General features: G+C 60.2%; 21 protein-coding genes and 1 pseudogene. 4 read left to right on the forward strand and 18 right to left on the reverse strand.

Annotation, left to right across the window (positions count from 1 at the left end; all coding sequences use genetic code 11):
* The first annotated feature begins 283 nt into the window (after nt 1–283).
* Nucleotides 284–784: a YMGG-like glycine zipper-containing protein gene (locus ACSMDR_RS14480; protein ID WP_436468703.1), complete on the forward strand. Its 501-nt coding sequence runs from the start codon at nt 284–286 to the stop codon at nt 782–784.
* A gap of 70 nt (nt 785–854) precedes the next feature.
* Here ACSMDR_RS14480 and ACSMDR_RS14485 read toward each other — a convergent pair whose 3' ends face one another.
* The 5 genes from ACSMDR_RS14485 to ACSMDR_RS14505 all read right to left on the reverse strand — a co-directional run bounded on the left by ACSMDR_RS14485 (nt 855) and on the right by ACSMDR_RS14505 (nt 6,093).
* The gene (locus tag ACSMDR_RS14485) at nt 855–1,811 is read right to left on the reverse strand and encodes a D-2-hydroxyacid dehydrogenase (protein ID WP_436468704.1); all 957 of its coding nucleotides are present in this window, start codon (nt 1,809–1,811) and stop codon (nt 855–857) included.
* Between the two features lie 113 nt (nt 1,812–1,924).
* Nucleotides 1,925–2,683, reverse strand: a complete 759-nt coding sequence (locus tag ACSMDR_RS14490; protein ID WP_436468705.1) for a DUF3530 family protein — start codon at nt 2,681–2,683, stop codon at nt 1,925–1,927.
* 185 nt (nt 2,684–2,868) lie between these two features.
* On the reverse strand, nt 2,869–3,435 hold the full coding sequence (gene efp / locus ACSMDR_RS14495; protein ID WP_005905823.1) for an elongation factor P: 567 nt from the start codon (nt 3,433–3,435) through the stop codon (nt 2,869–2,871).
* 45 nt (nt 3,436–3,480) lie between these two features.
* The gene (earP, locus tag ACSMDR_RS14500; RefSeq protein ID WP_436468706.1) at nt 3,481–4,671 is read right to left on the reverse strand and encodes an elongation factor P maturation arginine rhamnosyltransferase EarP; all 1,191 of its coding nucleotides are present in this window, start codon (nt 4,669–4,671) and stop codon (nt 3,481–3,483) included.
* Nucleotides 4,672–5,049: 378 nt separating this feature from the next.
* Nucleotides 5,050–6,093, reverse strand: a complete 1,044-nt coding sequence (locus ACSMDR_RS14505) for a GMP reductase (RefSeq protein ID WP_436468707.1) — start codon at nt 6,091–6,093, stop codon at nt 5,050–5,052.
* A 399-nt stretch (nt 6,094–6,492) separates the two neighbouring features.
* Here ACSMDR_RS14505 and rloA3 point away from each other — a divergent pair, with 399 nt between their 5' ends.
* The gene (gene rloA3, locus ACSMDR_RS14510; RefSeq protein ID WP_436468708.1) at nt 6,493–6,996 is read left to right on the forward strand and encodes a retropepsin-like aspartic peptidase RloA3; all 504 of its coding nucleotides are present in this window, start codon (nt 6,493–6,495) and stop codon (nt 6,994–6,996) included.
* Between the two features lie 165 nt (nt 6,997–7,161).
* Here rloA3 and ACSMDR_RS14515 read toward each other — a convergent pair whose 3' ends face one another.
* The 7 genes from ACSMDR_RS14515 to ACSMDR_RS14545 all read right to left on the reverse strand — a co-directional run bounded on the left by ACSMDR_RS14515 (nt 7,162) and on the right by ACSMDR_RS14545 (nt 13,706).
* Complete coding sequence (locus tag ACSMDR_RS14515) at nt 7,162–8,592, reverse strand: ATP-binding protein (RefSeq protein ID WP_436468709.1); 1,431 nt, start codon at nt 8,590–8,592, stop codon at nt 7,162–7,164.
* 40 nt (nt 8,593–8,632) lie between these two features.
* Nucleotides 8,633–9,304 carry a response regulator gene (locus tag ACSMDR_RS14520; RefSeq protein WP_005897319.1) on the reverse strand — a complete coding sequence of 224 codons (672 nt, stop codon included), beginning with the start codon at nt 9,302–9,304 and terminating at the stop codon, nt 8,633–8,635.
* A gap of 153 nt (nt 9,305–9,457) precedes the next feature.
* Complete coding sequence (locus ACSMDR_RS14525; protein WP_436468710.1) at nt 9,458–10,081, reverse strand: tetratricopeptide repeat protein; 624 nt, start codon at nt 10,079–10,081, stop codon at nt 9,458–9,460.
* Nucleotides 10,078–10,917 carry an SDR family oxidoreductase gene (locus ACSMDR_RS14530; RefSeq protein WP_436468711.1) on the reverse strand — a complete coding sequence of 280 codons (840 nt, stop codon included), beginning with the start codon at nt 10,915–10,917 and terminating at the stop codon, nt 10,078–10,080. The genes ACSMDR_RS14525 and ACSMDR_RS14530 overlap by 4 nt, the downstream gene beginning before the upstream one ends.
* Before the next feature lie 40 nt (nt 10,918–10,957).
* Nucleotides 10,958–11,611, reverse strand: a complete 654-nt coding sequence (locus ACSMDR_RS14535; protein WP_005897325.1) for an iron-containing redox enzyme family protein — start codon at nt 11,609–11,611, stop codon at nt 10,958–10,960.
* The gene (locus tag ACSMDR_RS14540; protein WP_436468712.1) at nt 11,608–13,065 is read right to left on the reverse strand and encodes an AMP-dependent synthetase/ligase; all 1,458 of its coding nucleotides are present in this window, start codon (nt 13,063–13,065) and stop codon (nt 11,608–11,610) included. The genes ACSMDR_RS14535 and ACSMDR_RS14540 overlap by 4 nt, the downstream gene beginning before the upstream one ends.
* On the reverse strand, nt 13,062–13,706 hold the full coding sequence (locus tag ACSMDR_RS14545) for a thermostable hemolysin (RefSeq protein ID WP_005897331.1): 645 nt from the start codon (nt 13,704–13,706) through the stop codon (nt 13,062–13,064). Before ACSMDR_RS14545 ends, ACSMDR_RS14540 begins: the two co-directional genes overlap by 4 nt.
* A gap of 176 nt (nt 13,707–13,882) precedes the next feature.
* Between ACSMDR_RS14545 and ACSMDR_RS14550 the strand changes: the two genes are divergently transcribed.
* Nucleotides 13,883–14,551, forward strand: a complete 669-nt coding sequence (locus ACSMDR_RS14550; protein WP_436468713.1) for a class I SAM-dependent methyltransferase — start codon at nt 13,883–13,885, stop codon at nt 14,549–14,551.
* Between the two features lie 105 nt (nt 14,552–14,656).
* Nucleotides 14,657–15,874, forward strand: a pseudogene (locus tag ACSMDR_RS14555) (winged helix-turn-helix domain-containing protein).
* A gap of 55 nt (nt 15,875–15,929) precedes the next feature.
* Here ACSMDR_RS14555 and frdD read toward each other — a convergent pair.
* The 6 genes from frdD to ACSMDR_RS14585 all read right to left on the reverse strand — a co-directional run bounded on the left by frdD (nt 15,930) and on the right by ACSMDR_RS14585 (nt 22,445).
* Nucleotides 15,930–16,286, reverse strand: coding sequence for a fumarate reductase subunit FrdD (frdD, locus tag ACSMDR_RS14560; protein WP_005897338.1), 357 nt, complete (start codon nt 16,284–16,286; stop codon nt 15,930–15,932).
* Nucleotides 16,287–16,296: 10 nt separating this feature from the next.
* On the reverse strand, nt 16,297–16,695 hold the full coding sequence (locus tag ACSMDR_RS14565) for a fumarate reductase subunit C (RefSeq protein WP_005897341.1): 399 nt from the start codon (nt 16,693–16,695) through the stop codon (nt 16,297–16,299).
* 16 nt (nt 16,696–16,711) lie between these two features.
* Complete coding sequence (locus ACSMDR_RS14570; protein WP_005897345.1) at nt 16,712–17,446, reverse strand: succinate dehydrogenase/fumarate reductase iron-sulfur subunit; 735 nt, start codon at nt 17,444–17,446, stop codon at nt 16,712–16,714.
* Complete coding sequence (gene frdA / locus ACSMDR_RS14575) at nt 17,439–19,223, reverse strand: fumarate reductase (quinol) flavoprotein subunit (protein WP_005897349.1); 1,785 nt, start codon at nt 19,221–19,223, stop codon at nt 17,439–17,441. Before frdA ends, ACSMDR_RS14570 begins: the two co-directional genes overlap by 8 nt.
* 517 nt (nt 19,224–19,740) lie before the next feature.
* Nucleotides 19,741–21,618 (reverse strand): methyl-accepting chemotaxis protein, encoded by a 1,878-nt coding sequence (locus ACSMDR_RS14580; protein ID WP_436468714.1) that lies wholly within the window; start codon nt 21,616–21,618, stop codon nt 19,741–19,743.
* 68 nt (nt 21,619–21,686) lie between these two features.
* The gene (locus ACSMDR_RS14585) at nt 21,687–22,445 is read right to left on the reverse strand and encodes a glycerophosphodiester phosphodiesterase (protein WP_436468715.1); all 759 of its coding nucleotides are present in this window, start codon (nt 22,443–22,445) and stop codon (nt 21,687–21,689) included.
* Between the last annotated feature and the right edge of the window lie 7 nt (nt 22,446–22,452).

A 22,452-nucleotide genomic window follows, 5' to 3' on the forward strand; every position in this document is an offset into this window, starting at 1 on the left:
CCTAGTCCATCCCCCGCCAACTACGGGCTTCCCTGAGCCGAAGAGATGCCCGAGTGGCCCCGTCACCGACAGTAGTTGACCGATGGCCACGGTAACAGGCATGGGTCTTCAGACAAGGGTTACGAGTAGGTAAGCCAACTACTCGATAAAATTCATATAGTTAAGCATTGACCCATTCAGGTTCAGTCAAGCTTTGTCGCTTGGGCGAGGTGGGGGATATGGCGCTGGTCACCGACACTCATCATAGTGCAGGGGAAATTAATCAGCTGGACAGGAGTATCCCATGGGAATGAACAGACAGACACTGCGTTCCTTGGCATTGTTGGGGCCCCTGCTGTTGGCCTGGCTGCCGGCGCAGGCTTCCGAGACGGTCAATACCATACTCGGGGGGGGTGTTGGTGGCGTGGCGGGCACCATGCTTGGCAAACAGTTGGGTGGTGACACCGGCGCCCTGGTCGGCGCGGCCCTGGGTGGCGCGGCCGGTGGTGCCGCGACCGCCAATCGGGGCAACAAGAATGAAGCGGCCATCGGTGGCGCCGTGGGGGCCCTGGGCGGCGCCGCCATTGGCAAGAGCGTGAGCGGTGACACGGGCCAGTTGATCGGTGCAGGCATAGGTGGTGCGGGGGGATCGGCCATCGGTGCCCGTACCGGCGACGGTCACGAATCCCGTGGCGGTGACTGGGACAGGGGCGGTCGTCGCTATGACGATCGTCGTTATCACGGTGATCGTCACTATCATCACAAGCACAAAAAGAAATACTACAAAAAGCACCGTCATCATTGATGGCACCTCAACACAAAGCCCGGCCTAGCGCCGGGCTTTGTGTTGTCAGGCCTTGCCCGTCAAGGAGGGCCTAGACCAGTCGGTGCTGACGGCGACCGGCGGCAAAGGCGTTGATGTTGTCGATCAGCTGATCGGCCAGACGCTGCATCGACTCATCGCTCGCCCATGCCACGTGCGGGGTCAGGATGAAGTTGGGATATTGCAGGGCCTGCATCAGAGGGTGATCCTGCGGCGGTGGCTCCTGGCTCGCCACATCGAACCCGGCGCCGCCGATCTGGCCGTTGCCGAGGGCCTGCAGCAGGGCCTGTTCGTCCACCAGGCCGCCCCGTCCCACGTTAATGAGCAGGGCCGTCGGTTTCATCAGGCCCAGCTCCCGCTCGCCAATCAGGTTGCGGGTATAGGGGGTGAGCGGGCAGTGCAGGCTGATCACGTCCGAGCTGGCCAGCAGCTCATCGAGGGGCAGGCGATCTCCTTGCGCCTCCTTGTCCACCTGGCTCTGGGCATAACGAACCTCCATGCCGATGCCAAGGGCGCGCTCCCCCAGGGCCTGACCCAGGGTACCCTTGCCTATGATGCCCAGGCGCTTGCCATGCAAGTCCTGGATAGGGTGGTCGAAGAAGCAGAACTGACCGCTCTGTTGCCAGCGTCCTTCCAGCAGGGATTGGCGCCAGGCGAACAGATTGCGCGACAGGGCCAGCATCAGGGCCATGGCATGCTCTGGCACCGAGGGGCCCGAATAGTTGCGGATGTTGCACACCGCCACCTTGGCCGCGCGGCAGGCGTCGAGATCCAGATTGTCGCTGCCGGTGGCGGCCAGGGCGATCAAGCGCAGCCCTGGCAATGCCGCCAGTTCGGCTGCGCCGATGCGCACCTTGTTGATGATGGCGATGTCGGCCTCGCGCAGGCGAGGCACCACCTGATCCGGCGCCGTGGCCGGGTAACTTAGCCAGTGATGGGGGAAATCGGGGCGATGCAGGCGCACGCTTGCATCCAGGGTATCGCTATCGAGAAAGACTATCTGCTGCATGGGGCCTCCGGCTGTGGAGCCCCATGATGCCAAACAAAAGGGCCCAAGGGCTACCGCCAATCACGCTTGGCAGAGTGGGCCCGGAGGCAGAGCCGAGGCGCCTTCCAGGGCAGTCAGAGCCAGCCGAGGTGAGTGAGCCAACCCTGGATGCGCCCAGGGGTCTCATCGAGCTCCATCAAGGCATAGGGGCGGTAGTTGAGCTTGTGGCTGCGCCGACTCTCCTGACGACGGATCTGGGCGGCCTGCAGTGACCAGTTGCCCCCCTGCTCCTGATAGAGATCCAGCGTGGGTATGGTGCCCAGGGCGATCTGCTTGGCCAGGGTCTGGTTGCTCTGGGGATTGGGGAAGAAGCCGTCGAGCAGCACCAGGGCATCGGGGGCGGGCAGTTTCTCGCTCGCAATGAGGTTGCTGACCCAGGCGGCACTGGTACCCTGAGCCAGCAGCAGTTTGAAGCCCCCCGCCTGCCATTTCGCATCACCGAGCGTCACGATGCGCTCGGCGAACTGTTCGCGAAAGGCATCTATGCCCTGTTGCTTCTTCTCGGCGGCGGGATCGAGCTCGGTCTGGCTCGGTGAGGGCAGCAGCAGCAGGGTATCAAATCCGACGCGGGTCAGTTGGCGAGTCAGTTGCCACAACTGACCGCTGTGCTGCCAGTCTGGCAGCAAGATGGCCAGACCCAGGTAGCTATTGCTGTCATGTTTGGCAAAGAGCACCGTCTGTTTCTCCAACTGACTGGCACCGGGCAGATCCTGCCAGTCGCTGCTCTGCCAGTGATCCGCCGGGGGCGGCGGTGCCAGCTCGCTGGCAAGGAGAGGCCCACCGCTCAGGCTGCACAGGCTCAACAACAACAGCGGTAGTGATACTCTGGCCATAGGCCCCTCTTGGTTCACCCTGGGTGCGGGTCTTACTGTTAGCGGCGGCTTGGGGGATTTCTGAAGGGGAGTCGATGGATTTGGGGGGCGCAGCTGATCGAGGCCATGAGCCAGACTGATGAATGTCAGCCAATAAAAAAGCGAGCCTGGGGCTCGCTTTTTCAACACTGGCTTAAGCCATCAAATTAGTTGACGCGACGCTTGAATTCACCGGTGCGGGTGTCGATCTCGATCTTGTCACCGATCTCTACGAAGGCGGCAACGGCCAGCTCGTAGGTGGTGCCCTTCAGGCGGGCCGGCTTGGTCACTTTACCGGAGGTGTCGCCACGGGCGGCCGGCTCGGTGTACTCGACTTCGCGAACTATGGTGGTCGGCAGTTCTACGGAGATGGCTTTCTCGTTGTAGAAAGTCACTTCGCAGATGTCTTCCATGCCGTCAACCATGTAGTTCAGGGCGTCACCCAGGTTGTCTTTCTCGACATCGTGCTGGTTGTACTCTGTGTCCATGAAGACATACAGGGGATCGGAGAAGTAGGAGTAGGTGCACTCTTTACGCTCCAGTTGAACCACTTCCAGCTTGTCGTCAGCCTTGAAGACGGTCTCGGTGGCGCTGCCGTTGAGCAGGCCTTTCAGCTTCATCTTGACCACGGCGGAGTTACGGCCGGATTTGTTGAATTCAGCCTTCTGTACCACCATCGGCTCGGTGCCGATCATGACTACGTTACCAGCGCGGATTTCCTGTGCGGTTTTCATGTCAAAATTCCTGTTCGTGAAACGGACGAATAAAAAACTGCCAGATTATATACGGCTTTCAAGAAATTTCACCAATCGTGTGAGGAGATCCCCATCCCTCAGCAACTTCTGTGACCAGTCTCGCCCATGTTGCCGCCAAATGGCGTCATATTGCGGCCATTTGGCCCAGAGTTCGCTCGTGTTATCCCCCTGGTTGAGAGCGTGGTTGAAGGCCCTCAGCCATTGGGCAGATTCTTCTGGCAGCCCCTCCAGATAATGATCGAGGAAACCATCCAGCTTGACCATGTGGGCCTGCTCCTCCTGGGGATAGATGTGCCAGAGGAAGGGGCGCCCGGACCACTGGGCTCGCACGAAGGAGTCTTCCCCCCGTACCAGATTGAGATCGCAGCTCCACAACAGGCGATCGTAGCCCGCCTGATCTGTCATCGGCAGTAGTTTGACACTGAGGTTCCCCCTCTGCAGCAGGTCACCCGCTTGCACGACCCGGCCCTCACAACCCAAGCCGCGCAGCACGTCCGTAACGGCACGTCCCATAGGCAGCAAGAGGGTGACTGGGGCGGGATTGGCCTGCCAGCCCTCAACCAGGCTGACCAGCGCCGCGCTCTCATAGGCAAACAGGCTGATGCGCAACTCATCCTCCCCTTGGGGGGGCAGGCCGAGACTGGCCCAGTAGGCGGCAAGGCCGGCCTCATCCTGTTGCCAGCGTTCCCGAGCCTGGACAAGTCCGTGCTCGCACAGCAAACCGCCGGTCTTGGGCGTGAAACCCGGGAAGAAGAAGTACTTGTTGAGGCTCTGGTTGCCGACCCGCTGGGGCGAGGCGAGGCCATGGCAATCCTCGACCCAGCTTTCCGCCGAGAGGTATTCCAGATTGATCCAGCAGGGGGGGGGGTGGTGCTGCACCATCTTGCCGATAAAGGCAGGCTGCAGCTCGCAGGCAAACGCCTCGATCACGACCCTGGCCGGGATGACATCGACGGGCAGGGTATCGTGCCAGTGCTGGATATAGATGCCCTGCTGCCATTGGCCATCCAGTTCGGGATTGAGGCCGGGGCAGATGCGCGCAAAACTAATCAGGTCATCCACCCAGAGCCGAACTTTTGTTTCACTACCGTGGGTTGAGCCGTGGCCCTCCTGCTCGATCTGGCGGGCGAGACGCCAGGTCACCCCAATGTCGCCGAAGTTGTCCACGACGCAGCAGAAGATGTCCCAGTCGAAGGGGGGCAGGGGAGTTGGCATGGGTCAGCACCACAGATAAAAAACCGGTGCGCAGAGTAGCACACCGGGGGGTTGGCTTCTAACCCGTCAGGGTTTACCGGGATCAGGTGATTGCGGGTCTTGGCCGTTATGTTCCTGCTTGCGTCCTCGGATGACGATGGCCCCTTTGAGCGGCGCAATCTAGACGCAAATAAAGTGCGGGCCAGCTAAGGAGGCGACCAATCTACTCCTTGCCGTAGACGTTGTTCTGCTGTTCACGTACCCGGATAAAGGTGGTGTGTACTGAGTTCAGCGCCTTTCTCGGGGCAAGCTCATTCCTTGCCGTAGACGTTGTTCTCTTGTTCACGCCCCCGGATGAGGGTGGTGTGTACTGAGTTCAGCGCCTTTCTAGGGGCAAGCTCATTCCTTGCCGTAGACGTTGTTCTCTTGTTCACGCACCCGAATAAAGGTGGTGCGTTTGGTCAGCTCTTTGAGTTGGCTGGCGCCGACGTAGGTGCAAGTAGATCGCACGCCACCCAGGATGTCACGCACCGTGTTCTCCACCGGGCCGCGATAGGGCAGCAGCACGGTTTTGCCTTCGGAGGCGCGATAGTCGGCGACGCCGCCAGCGTGCTTGTCCATGGCGCTGGCCGAGCTCATGCCATAGAACTTCATGAAGGGCTCGCCATCGACCTCGACGATGTCACCGCCGCACTCCTCGTGGGCCGCTAGCATGCCGCCCAGCATCACGAAGTCGGCGCCGCCGCCAAACGCCTTGGCCACGTCCCCCGGGCAGGCGCAGCCGCCGTCACCGACGATCTGGCCGCCCAGGCCGTGGGCCGCATCGGCGCACTCAATGATGGCGGAGAGTTGCGGGTAGCCGACGCCGGTCTTGACCCGGGTGGTGCAGACCGAGCCCGGGCCTATGCCGACCTTGACGATGTCGGCGCCGGAGAGGATCAGCTCCTCCACCATCTCGCCGGTGACCACGTTGCCCGCCAGGATGACATGGTTCGGGCAGGCGTCACGGGTCTTGCGCAGGAACTCGACGAAGTGCTGGGAGTAGCCATTGGCCACGTCGAGGCAGATGAAGCGCAGGGCGGGTGACATGGCCAGGATCTGGCGGGTCTTGATGAAGTCCTCTTCCGAGGTGCCGGTCGATACCATCACGTGGCCGAGCAGCCCCGGGTCTGTCTCGTTGATGAAGGTTTGCCACTGGGCAAGGCTGTAATGCTTGTGTACCGCCGTCATCATCTCGAAGCCGGCCAGGGTTCTGGCCATGGCGAAGCTGCCGACGGTATCCATGTTGGCGGCAATGACGGGCACGCCTTGCCACTGGGTCTGGCTGTGCTTGAAGATGAACTGGCGAGTCAGGCTGACTTGGGAACGGCTCTTGAGGGTTGAGCGTTTGGGGCGAAACAGTACATCTTTGAAACCGAGCTTCAAGTCTTCTTCGATACGCATGACATTTCCTTAATGAGCCTGGTCGAGGGGCCAGGAGCCCTGTCTGGATAAACGGCAGGCACAAAAAAACCGCAGGTTTTCGAGGCCTCCGGTTTACAACAGTCTAGTCAGAAATCCCTGCGGAACAAGACTGATAATGGCAGATCTTTTGTGGTAGCCTTTGGCGTCACAATCTGCGTTCTCTCCTGCAATTTTCCTCTTCGTTAACGCTGCTAGCACCTTTTTATCCTGTTCTCTGTTTTTCGCCGCAAGATGCCTGAAACTGTCGGCAGATAATCACTATTTCCCCGATGTATCCCAGGATGCTGAGCGCTGCATTGACGGGGGCATCATCAAGCTTCAAGCTGGGACCGATGACGGGCAGGTGCCCGGCATAGGTCAATGAGGGTGAGCGACAGGATGAAACATCAGAACATAGCGCTGTGGGCCTTGCTGGCTTTGTCGCTGAGCACTTCGCAGGCCCAGGCCGATAGCTCCCATGTCTATGGCTGGGTCGAGAAAGGGGTGGTGATGCCAAGCGGAGTGACGGTCAAGCTCAAGCTTGATACCGGTGCGCTCACCTCTTCCATGGATGCGCGAAACCTGACCCGCTTCGAGCGTGATGGCAAGGAGTGGGTGCGCTTCAGTCTGGAAATGAAGGATGTCGAGACAGACAAACTGGTCAAACAGGAGATAGAGCGGCCCGTGCTGCGCCGCGTGACGGTGAGCGGTGCCGGTGGATCCGAACGGCGGCCTGTGGTGCATATGTCGGTCTGCATCGGAGAGACCCTCTACAAGGAGGAGTTCACCCTGCGATCGCGCGCGAACATGGTCTACCCGGTACTGTTGGGACGGCGTCTGCTGGCGGAGCTGGGACCTGTGGATGCGGGTCGGACGTTCACCATCCAGCCCGAGTGTCTTTAAGCGGCTTCCACCACAGGGCCGGTTTTGACCGTGAGGGTTCTGTGTATGCAAAGAGGGCCATGCCGGCAGGCGTGGCCCTCTTTGTTTTTGCCCCCTTCAGGCCTGCTGGACCCCTTTGCTGCCTTTGATGAGTGGCGTCATATCCATGAATAGGCCGGGATTTGGCTATTGGATCCCGTCCAGGATCACTATGACCACCAGGCCACCCTCGGCGCCGTTGTGAATATCCAGCTCGGCGCGATGCAGCTCGGCGATGCTGCGCACTATCGCCATGCCAAGCCCGACGCCATCTCCCTGCTGGGGGTTGACCCGAAAGAAGCGCTCGCACAATCGGGCCATGGCCTCGGCCGGTATGCCAGGCCCATTATCCCTGATCTCGACCCGCACCCGCTTGCCCATCTGCTCGACCCGCACGGCTATCTCCCCCTTGGCCTGGGTGTAGCGCAGAGCATTGTCGATGAGATTGCTAAACAGCAAATCGAGCAGAGTGGGCTGCCCCATGACGTCTACCTGGCCATCGACATCGAGGGAGAGCAGCTGATCCTTCTGCAGCGCCAAGGGAGCCAGTGTGGCCAAGCTGCCCTGGAGCAGCTGACCGAGATCGATGCGCTCCAGCACCGGATCCTGCTGATTGTCGATCCGGGCCTGGGTCAGCAGCTGGCGCAGCAGACGATCGCTGCGATCCAGGGCGAGCAGCATCTTGCCGAGGGAGTGGCGCCGACTCGTCTCATTTTGTGCCGCCAGGGCGTTCTCGCTATGGATGCGCAGTACCGCCAGCGGCGTGCGCAGCTCGTGAGCGGCCTCATTGGTGAACTGTTTTTCCCGCTCCAGGGTATCGGCCAGGGTGTGCATCAGCCGGTTGATCTCGTTGGTGAGCGGGGTTATCTCCTTCACCTGGAGGGCAAGGTCGAGGGGCTCCAGATTGGCGGGGTGGCGCTCGCTGACGGCTTTAACCAGTTGGCGCAATGGCGCCAGGCCTCGGGTCACCAACCACCAGAGCAGGCCGAGCAGGAAGGGCAGGGTGATGAAGAGGGGCAGCATGGTGAGAGTTGCCATCTTGCTCGCCAGCTCGCCGCGCTCATCGTCGCGCTCGGCGACGATGAGCCAGGTATGCTGCTTGTCGTTATAGAGGGTAAAGGTGCGCCATTGATGGCGATCGATGTTGAGAGTCTCAAAGCCGATGGTCAGCTTTACCATAGGGGTAACGGGGGCACTGGGGGAGCGTAGCAGTACGACGCCGTTGTTATCGACCAGCTGGAAGGTGAGGTTGCGTTCGAATTCGTGGCCATAGGGGGTGACATCCCTGTCCTCGCCACTGAGATTCATTCCCTTCTCATTGGGGTGCGTGCCTGGATTGCGTTGCTCCCAGTCCTCATAGATGGTGCCATTGGCGGGCAAGGTTTTGGTGTGATCGATGTAGCTGATCAGCAGCTGATTGGTGATCCGTGCCGATTGTGCCAATCGGGCATCAAACAGCTCCTCCATCTCGTGGCTCGACTCGAGATAACCAATGAAGGCGCTGAGCAGCAGGCTGCCGCCCACCAGAGTCAGTATGCCGGTGAGCAGAAAGCTGCGAATGGAACGCTGTGGTGTCATGAGGGCAAGATCCCGGTAGTGCGATGGATTGCGGTGCGCATCAGGGGAGGGACTCCTTGGGCGGCACTATGTAACCGACGCCCCTGATGTTACGGATGAGGTCGGTATAGAGTTTTTTGCGCAGATGGTGAATATGCACCTCGACCGCATTGCTCTCGGCGCCCTCATCCCAGCCATAGAGGCTCTGTTGCAACTGCTCCTTGCTGAGCACTCGACCCGCCTGGGTCAACAGCTCCTGCAACAGCTTGTATTCATGGGGGGTGAGTCGCACCGCTTCCCCCAGGTAAGTGACCTGCTGGGAATCCGGATAGAGCAATATATCGCCATACTCCAATACCGACTGGGCCTGGCCCTTGCTGCGCCGAACCAGCGCGCGCAATCGGGCGTTGAGCTCCTGCAGGGCAAAAGGCTTGACCAGGTAGTCATCGGCACCGGCATCCAGGCCGAGCACTCTGTCATCCAGGGCGTCGCGGGCAGTGAGGATCAATACCGGCAGGCTGTGGCCGGCACGGCGCAGTTGGCGCAGCAGACTGATGCCATCGATGTCAGGCAGGTTGAGATCCAGTATCAGGGTAGCGAACTCCTCACACTTGAGGATTGTGAGGGCAGGCAGACCGAGCTGCAGCCAGTCCACCGTGTAACCGCTACTGCGCAGGGCATCGCGCATGCCGTCACCCAGCATGAGATCGTCTTCCACCAACAGTACTCGCATACAGAACTCCCGGGTCAGCAAGGCCTCCCAGTATGTCTGCTGGCGAGCGTACTTTAAACAAAGAATTCCACGGGTTAGCTAACCGGTCTGGATGAGTTGGCTTGGGAGGAGAGAAGGCGGGTTGCGTCCCGCCCTCCCTTGGATGGCATGGTGTCAGAGCTTGGCTAGCAGCCCCTTGACTTCAGTCCGTCGTCCCTGATCGGCCAGGGTGCGTCCCGGCCTGTCCGGTGCTTTGAGGGCTTGTTCCAGATAACGCTTGGCTTCAGCCTTGCGGCCTTGCTCTATCAGGAAGTCCCCGTAGAAGAAGTTGGGATCTATGCCGTTGGGATTGAGGGCGAGCGCCTGCTTGAGCAGTTGCTCCGCCTTCTTGTCATCGCCAAAGCCCACCGGCCAACCCGGCACCTTGTAGTAGAGGGAGCCCAGACTGGTATAGGCGGAGCCATCGAGCGCCTTGGGATCCTGCTTGATGGCTATCTCCAGCTTGGCTTTGGCCGCCTTGACCAGGCTAAGAGCGCCCAGCCCCCCCTTGGCGCCCGCCCAGCTGCTCTGCACTATGGCAGACCAGATCAGCAGATCCGTATTGAAGGGCGCTGCGGCACTGGCCTGCTCAGCCTCACCGCTCAACTGTTCGAGGCAGGTTTCCTGCTGGTCGCCGCTCTGCTGGTACTGGCACTGGGCCCAGGCCTGCTGTACGCCGCCAAGATCCAGGGGGGCGGCCTGAGACAGGCCAGGGGTCAAGGCGAGCAGGGCAAGCGTGGCTATCACTGTTTTTTTCATCGTGTTTCTCCTTGATCCTGATGCTTTTTTGGCTCTGTGTTTAGGGGCTGTCGTTGGCGGGCATGGCGCGCTATGACGGCATGCTGCTTGGCAAGGGCCCGATCGACCAGGGTGGGCAGCAGGCCGTTGAGCCGCACAAACAAGGCTTCGGGCCAGCCGAGCCAGTAGTTGCGCCCCTCCCGCATCAGGGCCTGCAACGCCGCCTCGGCCACGACTTCCGGGGTATCGGTTTTGGTCCCAAGTTCAGCATTCATCGCATAGGCAGCGGTCGAGTTGAGTCGCGTGCGGGTAGCCCGTGGCGCAAAATGGATCACCTTGACCCCCGTGTCTTTCAGCTCGCGGCCCAGGGCTTCGCTAAAACCGCGCAGGGCAAACTTACTGGCGCAATAGACGCTGTAGCCCGGGTAGCCGATGGCGCCGAAGCAGGAACCCACGTTCATGATGAGACCGGGGTGATTGAGCCTGGGCAAGAGGGCGCGGCAGAGCTGGACAGGTGCCTCCAGATTAAGGCGCAACTGGCGTTCGACCTGCTCGCTGCTCTGATCCTCCAGCCAGGCAAACTCATTGCAACCGGCGTTGTTGATCAACACATCGATGGGCTCATCCAGAATCGGGTGTTGCAACAGCTGGGCGCGGCCCGTTGCCGTCATCAGATCCGCCACCAGCAGTTGATGGCGGTCAGGGTTGGGCAGCCCCTTGCGCAGCCGTTCCAACGCACTGCTGCGACGGCCATGCAACAGCAATATGGCCCCCTGTTCTGCCAGTACCTGGGCCAGGGCCTCCCCTATACCGCCGCTGGCCCCGGTGAGCAGTATGCGTTTTCCGGCAAGTTTCATGACGGCAACTCCCCGCACGGAAAGAGACAGATAATAGGCATCAATGGCGCTCCGTCAGGCTGTAGAGCATGTCGCCATAGAGGCGATAGACCACCTTGGCGCTATGTATGATGGCGGCTTGATCCTCGGGCTGCTCCACCCGGTTCATCAACCCTTCGAAGAACTTGAGGTGTTCCTGATCCAGGGCACCGTGGGAGCTGAGATAGCTCATGGCCTGGGGCGGCAGGCCCAGGCCGCTCGTGAGTTGGCCGGCGACTGTGGTGGCGATGGCGACGCTGGTGCCTTCCAGCACCTGCACCATGCCGAAGAAGGCCATGGGGTTGCCCCGGGCTATCTGATCATAGAGAAAGGCTACCATCAGCTCGATGGGCTGCTCGGGATGGCCGTGGCGCACCGCGTCGGCGTCCCCCCCGCAGGCACGGATGTCATTGAGGATCCACTCCTGATGGCCATACTCCTCCTCGACATATTCTTTGATGGCGCCGCGCACCCACTCGTACTCCTGGCCCAGCTTGCCACCGGTCGCCATCAGCAGCGGCACCGTGTGGCGCACATGATAGAAGGCCTGGGCAAGGAAGGTGAGGTAGGTCTGGCGACTGATGTCGCCGCGTCGGCAGGCTTCGATAATGGGGGCATTGAACAGACGTTCACGCTCTGCGGCGGTGGCCTGTTGCAGTGTCTGGTAGAAGGTCATGAGGATTCTCCGTTAAGGCATTGGCTTATCTGGTCAGAAAAGTGGTGATAGATCCGTTCGCGACGGGGGCGCCCATTGGCTGTCAGCAGATCGGGATGCTGATCCAGTGCCACGGGCAGCCAGTGATGGATGCGGGCGTAATCGGGCAGGCGCTGATTGAGCTGGGCAATCTGGGCGGCGAGCTGGGACTCGCCTCCCGGCAAAGACTGGATCAAGGCGACATTGGCGGGCTGGCCGTCGCCAAAAACCACAATGCGGCCGATGGCGGGACAGAGCTGGGCCTCGGCCTCGATCCACTCGGGGGAAAAGTTGCGACCAAAGGCGGTGATCTGCACATTTTTCTTGCGACCGGTGAGGTACAAATACCCCTCTTCATCCAGTTGGCCGAGATCGCCGGTGGCAAAGGGACCCCGGTTGCATTCGGATTCACCCAGGTAGCCCAGCATGGTGACTCCTTCCACCATGATTTCGCCATCAGGGGCAATGCTGACCCGGCAGTGGGCCAGGGGTTTCCCCACGCTGCCGACCTTGTCTTGATCCGGGCCATTTAGCGCCACGACAGAGCCACATTCGGAGAGGCCATAGCCCTCGTAGACGGGCAACCCGAGGGCGCGGGCACGCTGGATCAGCTCGGGGCATACCTTGCCGCCCCCGACGGCAATGAAACGTACCCCCTTGACCAGATCTGGTTGCTGGGCGCACAGGGCGACCAGCAGGCGCAGCAACTCGGGGACCAGTACCAGACTGTGGCTGGGCCAGCGAGTGAGGGCCGCCGCCAGCATCATGGGGTCCAGTTTGCTGGAGCCCGAGAAACCAAGCTCCGCCGGAGAAGGGATACGGCTGCAGGCGCCGGTGAACAGGGGAACATAGAGGCCAGTGATGTTCTCGAGCAAGGTGGTGAGCGGCAGCAGGGTCAGGTGCTGCTCCACCTGAGCCGGGGCCACCCGTTCGGCCAGCGACTGGCAAACGGTCATCAGCTGGCGCCAGGAGAGGCAGACTCCCTTGGGTTGCCCCGTACTCCCAGAGGTGTAGGTTATCTTGGCTGTGCCCTCTGGCAGGGCGGGGACCTGGGCTGGCTGGCAGCGCCATAACGGCAGGGTCGCGCCGAGCAGGGCGAGAGGATGACCCGCTTGCCAGCCATCGCGGGCTGGGCCTACCAGGGCATCGGCGCCGCTGCTCTGGAGCAGCCAGTTCTGCTGCTGGGCACTGAAGAAGTGGGGCACCGGGATCACCACAATGTTGGCCAGGGCGCAGGCCAGGTCAATCAGGGCCCAGGGCAGGCCATTGTCGAGCTGCAGGGCGAGGCGGCGTATGCCCGCCTCTTCCAGATCCCAGGCCAGACCACGCACCTGGGGCCAGAGTTCGCCATAGCTCAGACGCTGTTGGCTGTCACACAGGGCCGGGCGGTGCGGATCCTGATAAGAGAGATCGAACAGGGTGTCGAACAGGCTCATAAGGACGCCCTCATCTGGCAGGGAAACAGGGACGGCATCGGCCCCAACAGGGAGATCAGCAGACTGTTCTGGCTCAGCACCTGGCGCCCCTGGCTGAGATCCCCTGCCATGACCCTGGGCTGGCACTGATAATAGGCCCCCCAGGCCTGGGCATCCTCACCGACTCGGTGCGGCTCGGCGCTCGCCAGTTCAACGGGCTCGAGATGCAGGCGATGAAAGCTGTTGCGCAGTTTGGCGGTGCCGGTAAAGACCACCACATCCAGGTCATTGTCACAGAGCAAACAGGTGAGGGCGGCGAACATCAGGCGGGCATTGCCTGGGGTCAGGCAGGCGAAGTTGCCAACCTCTATGATGCGCTCTCGTGCCGTCTGAAGGCCGAGGCCGCGGGCGATCGCATCTTCAATCGGCTGCTCCAGATACTGCTCAAGATAAAGCGGTTCATCCCTGGCGAGCTGGAGGCCGCAGGCCCCCACCAGCAGCCCGTCTGCGCGATAGAGACCGACGAGGCAAGGCAAGAAGTGGGGGATGCTGGCATCGAATTCTCGTTGATAGGCATGCTGGATATAGGCTTGCAATTCGGCCTTCTGCTGCGGCTGTTCGGCCAGCATGAGCCGGTAGGGGGCTTGGATATCTGTTGTCATGGGCCGTCTCCTCATCGTCAATGAGTGCAGCCTAAAAGAGCAAACTTAAGACACTATTAAGAGAACGAAAAAAATGGTTCCGATAATGTCCGGTCTTGACGCGGCCGCACTCTGCCCTTGCCATGGCGCCCGCAGGCAGGCACATTGCACGCCGATTCAGGTCACCCCTCATCCCGATGCAACAAGGAGCTTGCGTGGAACTCTGCCTCTGTCCCCTCTGTGGGGGCGATCGCCACTATGCCTTGCCGGTGGCGGGCAAACTTTATGGCCGCTGCCTCGACTGCGCCCTGGTGTTCATGGCGCCGGTTCATCGGCTGGATGATGCCGGGGAGAAGGCCGTCTATGACGGACACCATAACGAGGTGGACGATCCCCGTTACCGCGCGTTCCTGATGCGCGCTTTTGGCCAGGTGCTGGCGCAGATCCCGGCGCCTGCGAGCGGGTTGGATTTCGGCTGTGGCCCGGGACCTGCGCTGCTGGCCATGGGGCGCGAGTCGGGTTACCAGATGGCCGGTTATGACAAGTTCTATGCCGACGATCCCGCCTTGCTGACCCGGCAATATGATTTCATCACCAGCACTGAGGTGATCGAACATCTGGCCGAGCCAGGCGCCGTGCTGATGCAGTTGTGGGACTGCCTCAAGCCGGGTGGCCTGCTGGTGCTGCAGACCCAGCGGGTGCTCAGCGACGAGCGCTTTCGGCATTGGCGCTATCGCCATGATCCCACTCATATCGTCTTCTTCGCCGACGCCTCGTTTTACTGGCTGGCGCAGCGGCTTGGCGCGCAGTTGAGCCTGCCTCACCCGGATGTGGCCGTGCTCGCCAAGGCCAGAATTCAGCCCTAGACACTGCGGTCTCCAGGATCGCATCGCAAAATGGCGCAAGCCCGGTTTTCATCCGGGCCGCTTTTGGGCATGCTGGCGATTCACTCACTTGAGGCCACCTCGCCCATGTCGTCCATTCATCTCAGTGTTCAGGATGCCCGTCATCTGCAACTTGCCGCGCAAGGGCTGCTGGTTTCCCCCAAGCGCAAGGCGGGCCCGGCTGATGTGCTCACCTGTATCCGTCGCATGGCACTGCTGCAGATAGACACCATCTCTGTGGTGGCGCGCAGCCCCTATCTGGTGCTGTTCAGCCGGCTGGGCCAGTACGATCCTGTCTGGCTGGAGCAACTGCTGGCCGAGGGCGATCTCTTCGAATACTGGGCCCACGAGGCCTGCTTTGTCCCCCGTGAGGACTACCGCCTGCTACGCCATCGCATGCTGGATCCCGCCGCCATGGGCTGGAAGTTCTCCGCCCAGTGGCTCAAGACCCACGGCGACGAGATAACGTAGATAGTCGAGCGCATTCGGCGGGACGGCCCGGTGCGGGCCGCCGATTTCGAGCGCAAGGGGGGCAAGGGCAACGGCTGGTGGGACTGGAAGCCGGAGAAGCGTCACCTAGAGGTGCTGTTTACCGCAGGCCAGCTGATGGTGCGTGAGCGGCGTAACTTCCAGCGGGTGTACGACTTGGCCGAGCGGGTCATGCCCGACTGGCGCGATGAGCGGGATCTGCCAAGCAGGGAGCTGGCCCAGCGGGATATGGTGCGGGCCAGTTGTCGGGCGCTGGGGCTGGTCAAGACCGGCTGGGTGGCGGATTACTACCGGCTGCGCTGGGGCAAATACGATGCCCTGCTCCATCAGTTGGCAGATGAAGGGGAGCTGCTGCCGGTGCGGGTGGAGGGGTGGCAGCACGGCGCCTTCGTGCACGCCTCCCTGGCCGATGAGCTGGCCAGGGCCCAGGCTGGCAGCCTCAAGGCGACCCACACGGCTGCATTGTCTCCCTTTGACCCCCTGGTGTGGGATCGCAAACGGGCCAGCGAGCTGTTTGGCTTTGACTATCGCATCGAGTGCTATACCCCGGCCCCCAAGCGCCAGTACGGCTACTTCGTGCTGCCGCTGCTGCATCGCGGCAAACTGGTGGGCAGGATGGACGCCAAGGCTCACCGCAAGGAGGGAGTGTTCGAGATAAAGAGCCTCTATCTGGAGGCGGGGATCAGGGTGACCCGCACCCTGGCGAAGGATCTGGCCAAGGCGCTGCAAACACTGGCGAACTGGCATCAGACCCCGACCCTTCGCCATGGCAGCATTCCCGCTCCCTTGCTGGCCCTGTGGCAGGATCTGGTGTGAACCTGCATAAAAAAACCGGGCACTTGGCCCGGTTTGTCATGCGGTCAGGATGTGCTTACTGGAGTACCAGCACCATCAGCAGACCTACGGTAATGGCGGACACCAGAAAGGCGAAGCCATAGAACACGTAGTGGTGCAGCTTGGTGGTGTGGATCCCCAGATCGTGCAGACCGTGGTAGATACGGTGCATGCCGTGCCAGATGGGCAGGGCGATGATCACCAGCAGTATGGCGGCTCCCCACCAGGTGCTGGCGAAGTCGTGCACACGCTCAAAGCTCATGGTCTCCACGTCCATGATGCCCATGGGCACCAGCAGACCGGTAATGAGGACAATCACCGGCAGCAGCATGGCAACCACCATGCCACCGGCACCAAACAATCCCCAGTAGATGGGCTCGTCAGAACGTCTCATGGTTTTCTCCTCAGGCCACGATAATCAGGATCAGCAGGGATACCACCGCCAGCGCCACATACTGGACGATAACGATCGGCTTCTCCGGCACCAGGTCTTCGCCACGGAAGATACGCATCGCCTTGGGGGCCAGTGCGAACCAGGTCTTGGCGTGGAACAGGCAGGCGGCCAGAGCGATGACGTGGAACAGGATGGCTACCGGGCTTTGCAGGGATTCCAGCCAGCCGTTGAACGCTTCCTGACCCTGAACCAGACGCAGCAGACCCCACATCAGCACGACGGCATAGATGGAGACGAAGATACTGGTGCCTTCACGGATCATGTAACCGGTGTAGAAGGCGTTCTTCAGCCACCAGTCTTTCTTCATTTCGCGGACGTAAGGCTTACGTTTGCTATTGGTGTTGTTCATGGTCTCATTCCTGATCTCAATCTGGCTTGAACATGGCGATCATGTAGTCCTTGGCGCTCTCGACCTTGCCAAGCTGGATGGCGGCGGCCGGATCCACGCCTTTGGGACACACGTCAGAACAGTAGCCCACGAAGGTACAACCCCAGACACCCTCATCCTGGCTGATGATCTTCATCCGCTCTTTGGACGCGCTGTCGCGGTTGTCGACGTTGTAGCGATAGGCCAGCGCCAGTGCCGCCGGACCGGTGAACTTCTTGTTGATGCCATATTGCGGGCAGGCGGCGTAGCACAGACCACAGTTGATGCACATGGAGAACTGGTGATACTTCGCCATGTCAGCCGGGGTCTGGGTGTACTCGCCATCGCACAGGCTGCGCGGCTCGGACGGGATGATGTAGGGCTTGATGCTCTCCAGCTTCTCGATGAAATCGGACATGTCGACCACCAGATCGCGCTCGATCGGGAAGTTGTTGAGCGGCTCTATGGTCATCTTGCCCGGCAGATAATCGCGCAGGAAGGTCTTGCAACCCAGCTTCGGAATGCCGTTGACCATCATGCCGCACGAGCCGCAGATCGCCATCCGGCAGGACCAGCGGAAGCTTAAGGTGGAGTCCAGCTGATCCTTGATGTATTGCAGGGCGTCCAGCAGGGACATCTCTTTCAGGTAAGGCACCTGGAAGGTCTGCATCCAGGGCTCGTTGTCCTGCTCTGGTCGGTAGCGCAGGATATCAATTTCGATCATCTCAGCCATGCTTCTTAGCCTCGTCTTGTTTCTCACCCTCGGAACCGTATACGCGTTTCGCCGGTTGGGATTTAGTGATCTTCACATCGGAGTAATCGATGGTCGGGGCGCCTTCCTGGTTGTAGAAGGAGAGGGAGTGCTTGAGGAAGTTCACGTCATCGCGCTCCTCAAACCCATCCAGTCGCTGGTGAGAACCACGAGACTCTTTGCGGTTGATGGCGGAGTGAGCCATGGCTTCGGCCACGTCCAGCATGTAGCCCAGTTCGATGGCGTACAGCAGATCGGTGTTGAAGACAGAGGACTTGTCGTTGATCTTGACCTTCTTGTAACGGGCCTTCAGCTCGTTGATCTTGTCGATGGTGCCCTGCATCAGCTCTTCGGTACGGTAGATACCGACCCCGGCTTCCATGGACAGGCCCAACTCGTTGCGAATATCGGCCGGGTTTTCGGTGCCGTCGATGTCGAGCAAGGAGAGGTGCTGCTTGATGAGTGACTCGGCCTTGGCAGCCAGGGCCTGGGTGTCGCCATGGGACTGGGTCTTGGCGAATTCACCGGCGTGCTCACCGGCAACCTTGCCAAAGACCACTATCTCGGACAGGGAGTTGGAGCCCAGACGGTTGGCGCCGTGCAGACCGACGGAGGCGCACTCGCCCAGGGCATACAGACCCGGCATACGGGTTGCGCATTGACCGTTGGTCTCGATGCCACCCATGGTGTAGTGGGCGGTCGGACGGACCGGGATAGGCTCCTTGACCGGATCCACACCCACGTAGGCCTTGGCCAGTTCGCAGATGAAGGGCAGGCGCTCTTTCAGGTATTTCTCGCCGAGGTGGCGCAGGTCGAGGTGCACCACATCGCCCATCGGGCCTGGGATAGTGCGGCCTTTCTGCTGCTCTTGCCAGAATGCCTGGGAGAGACGATCCCGCGGGCCCAGCTCCATGTATTTGTTCTTGGCCTCGCCGACCGGGGTTTCCGGGCCCAGACCGTAGTCTTGCAGATAGCGGTAACCATCCTTGTTGACCAGGATGCCACCCTCACCACGACAACCTTCGGTCATCAGGATGCCGGTACCGGGCAGACCGGTCGGGTGATATTGGACGAACTCCATGTCCCGCAGGGGCACACCGTGACGGTAGGCCAGGGCCATACCATCGCCGGTGACGATGCCACCGTTGGTGTTGTAGCGGTAGACACGACCGGCGCCACCGGTGGCCAGAATGACAGACTTGGCCTGGATGAAGCGGGTGATGCCGTTCTGGATGTCAAAGGTCAGAACACCCTGTACGCGGCCGTCATCCACGATCAAGTCCATGCAGAAGTGCTCGTCGAAGCGCTTGATGGTGGGGTACTTGATGGAGGTCTGGAACAGGGTGTGCAGAATGTGGAAACCGGATTTGTCGGCGGCAAACCAGGTGCGGGGGATCTTCATCCCGCCGAAACGGCGCACGTTGGCCTTGCCGTCCGGTTTGCGGCTCCAGGGGCAACCCCAGTGCTCCAACTGGACCATTTCTTGGGTACAGTTTTCGACGAAGTAATCGACCACGTCCTGCTCGCACAACCAGTCGCCACCGGATACGGTGTCGTTGAAGTGGTTTTCGAGGGAGTCATCATCACGAACCACGCCGGCGGCGCCACCTTCTGCGGCAACGGTATGGCTGCGCATCGGGTAGACCTTGGAAATCAGGGCGATCTCCAGATCCGGGTGGGCTTCTGCTATGGCGATAGCGGCACGCAGGCCACCACCACCGGCACCGATGATGGCGACATCGGTCTTGATAATATCCACATCTGCCTCCTTAGGGATAGATTTGCTGGGCACGATTCTGCTCTATTAAAAAAATTCAGGCTTGATGCAAGTCAAACTGGTTTGTTTTAGTGCTTGGCAATGGTGACTTTTATCAAAATCACCCCATTCCCTGGATGAAAACGCCGTAATTATCGCCATCCTTCAGTTATTGGTATCAGCCGATCATATTGCTATGGTTACTTTAAGCTCAGGATTATACGTAGTTTTCTTTCAATAAAATGAGAAATGCCTCTCTTTTTAGGTATTACCCATAAAGTTTTTAAGTTTTTTATCGAAAATCTTTAATAAGAATTATTCGCGGATTAACTGGTGGGGTTATTTGATTCAAAAAACTAATTCGAAAGTTTGTCTTGATGGGCTGCTTTATGACGAGATTCCGTTGCGTATGAGCGTTTTTATCCTCATAGCCCCGATCGTTGATGTGGTAATAACTATTGAAACGAAAGCATTTTTTAATAAAAAAAGGGGCCTGCATGGCCCCTTTGAACTGTGGTGATCAGATGCGGAACATGCCGACCTGATTGCTCAGTTCACCTGAAATATTTTTAAGTTGTGCAGAGAGATTGCGGGAGCTGTCCGCATCCCCTGCCAGCTCGTCCGAGACATCCTTCACCGCCTGGATGTTGCGGCTCACTTCGTCGGTGACGGCGCGCTGCTCCTCGGCAGCGCTGGAGATCTGGGTGGCCATGTCGGAGATCTGATTGATGGAGGCGGTGATCCGTTCCAGAGCCAAAGTGGCATTGCTGGCATCATCCACGCTGTTCTGAGCGAGTTGTTGACCCTCATGCATGGTGCTGACCGCCCCCTGGGTATTGCGCTGCAGGGTCTCTATCATGCTGCGGATCTCGACGGTGGAGCTGTGAGTGCGCTGGGACAAGACCCGCACCTCATCGGCTACCACGGCGAAACCGCGACCCTGTTCACCCGCCCGGGCCGCCTCGATGGCGGCGTTGAGTGCCAGCAGGTTGGTCTGCTCGGCTATCCCCTGGATGGTGGAGAGGATGGTGTTGATCTCCTGCGCGTTCTTTTCCAGCTCCTGGATGATGTTGGAGGCTTGTTCCACCTGACCCGCCAGATCCGTGATGGATCTCTGGTTGCGGGCGATGACCTGCTTGCCGTGTTCACAGCTCTCGGAGGAGCTGCGCGCCGCGTCCGCGGTCTGCTCGGCATTGCTCGCCACCTCGACGGCGGTAGCGGACATCTCGTGGACGGCCGTGGCTATCTGGGAGATCTCGTTCTGCTGGCGGGCCAGTCCCTGGCTCGATTTCTCCGCCATGTTGTGGGAGGAGTTGGCTTGCTGATTGAGCTGACCCGAGGAGTTGGAGATGTCCTGCACCATGACGTGAATACGATCGATGAAGGTGTTGACGTGTTTGGCGACTACACCCACCTCGTCTTCGCGTTCAATCTTGACTCTGCGGGTCAGATCGCCATTGCCGCGGGAGAGATCGGCGATGGCTTCACCCAGGGTCTGCAAGGGGGAGAGGGCGCGGCTGATGGCCAGATAGGAGAAGCCGGCCACGATGAGGATGGTGAGCAACCCCTGCAGCAGGGTCGAGGTGACCATGCGCGATACCGACTGATAGGCCACAGCCTCATCCACCACTATGCCGAAGTACCAGCTGGAGTTGGGGATCTCTGTTAGGTCAAACACGCTCAGCTTGCCGCCGATCACCATGTCGGAGATAGCGCCGTCATGGGCCAGCTCGTTGACTTTGGCAGGGGTCAGCTCGGGGGAGATTTCGGTGGCCGGCTTCAGGGCCAGCGCCTTGTCCGGGTGCGCTATGATGGTGCCGTTCTTGTCGACCAGCATGGCGTAGGTGCCTTCCTGGTTCATGGCCAGGATGTCGCGCACCAGGCTGTCGATGGAGACATCGCCGGCGATGACACCTTGGGTACTACCTCGGGTGAAGGGTTCGGCGATGGTGATGATGAGCTGACCCGTGGTGATGTCGGCATACGGCTCTGTGATGATGAGCTTGCCTGCGGCCATGGCTTCCTTGTACCAGGGGCGCTGGCGAGGGTCATAGCCTGCGGGCAGGTCGGTCGGCTTGCTCTGGATCATCTTGCCGTCCTGAGTGCCGGCATAGACCAGGTCGAAGTTGCCAGCATTCATGGCCTGGGCCAGATGGCTGATGGGGTTGTCTTGCTCGGTGAAGGCCTCTTTGGCCGAGGTGACCATGCCGATGCGCGAGTCGAGCCAGCGCGAGATCCCCTTGACGTTGGAGGTGGAGCTCTCGTCGATGATGTTCCAGACCAGACGCTGGGTTTCACTCTTGAGTTGGCTGGTGTTGTACCAGACCTGCAGCCCGGTGATGATCAAAATGATCAGGCCAACGGCCATCACCAGCTTGTTTTTGATAGATAGGTTCATATTTACGTCCTTGTGAGCGTCAGTCTGCGTTAGTCAGATGTGTTTTTTTTATTATGGTGGTGCTTATGTTATCGGCCGCGCTCCGGCTTCTTTATCCCCTCGATGCCTTTATTTTCGCGGCTTGCAGCATGCTGACCCAATTGAGTGTCCTTTAACATCAGATCGGGACGGTTGGTGAAGATTCCATCGACCCCCCATTCATGCAATTGGCGGGCATCCTCCAGCTGATCCACCGTATAGATCAGCACCTTCAACCCGCGATCATGGGCGTCTTTCACCAAGGCTTCATCCACGAAATCGAGATCGCAGTTCAGTGACCAGGCGTTGAGCGCCTCGGCGGCATGGGAGAGAGCCAGCGGTCGATTGGCAATGAGTGCGCCAAGGCGGATCTCGGGACGCAGCGCTCCGAAGCGGGCCAACTCGGGGTGATGGAAGGAGGAGACCAGCCACTGGTCCGCCATGAAGCCCAGTTCGACTTCGGCGCGTCGGGTCAGGTCTGCCACGCCCTCTGCCGTCTCTATCCCCTTGAGCTCGATATGCAGCTCGCACTCTCCCTTGATCGCGGCCATGACGTGCCACAGCAGCGGAATGGGCTCCCCCTCACCGGCATCCAGCCCCTGCAAATAAGCGGCGCTTTGTCGGCTCAGCACCCCATGACCATTGGTACAGCGCTCCAGGCGACGATCGTGAAATACCCAGAGTTCGCCATCGGCTTGCTGCACGTCTATTTCGATGGCGGGCGCCCCCAACTTGAGGGCAAGACGTATGGCCTTGAGAGTGTTTTCCGGGGCCAGGCCACTGGCCCCGCGGTGGGCGATGATCTGCATTAGAGAC

Origin of the sequence: Aeromonas molluscorum (genome assembly GCF_051376105.1) — a bacterium.
Taxonomy (GTDB): domain Bacteria; phylum Pseudomonadota; class Gammaproteobacteria; order Enterobacterales; family Aeromonadaceae; genus Aeromonas; species Aeromonas molluscorum.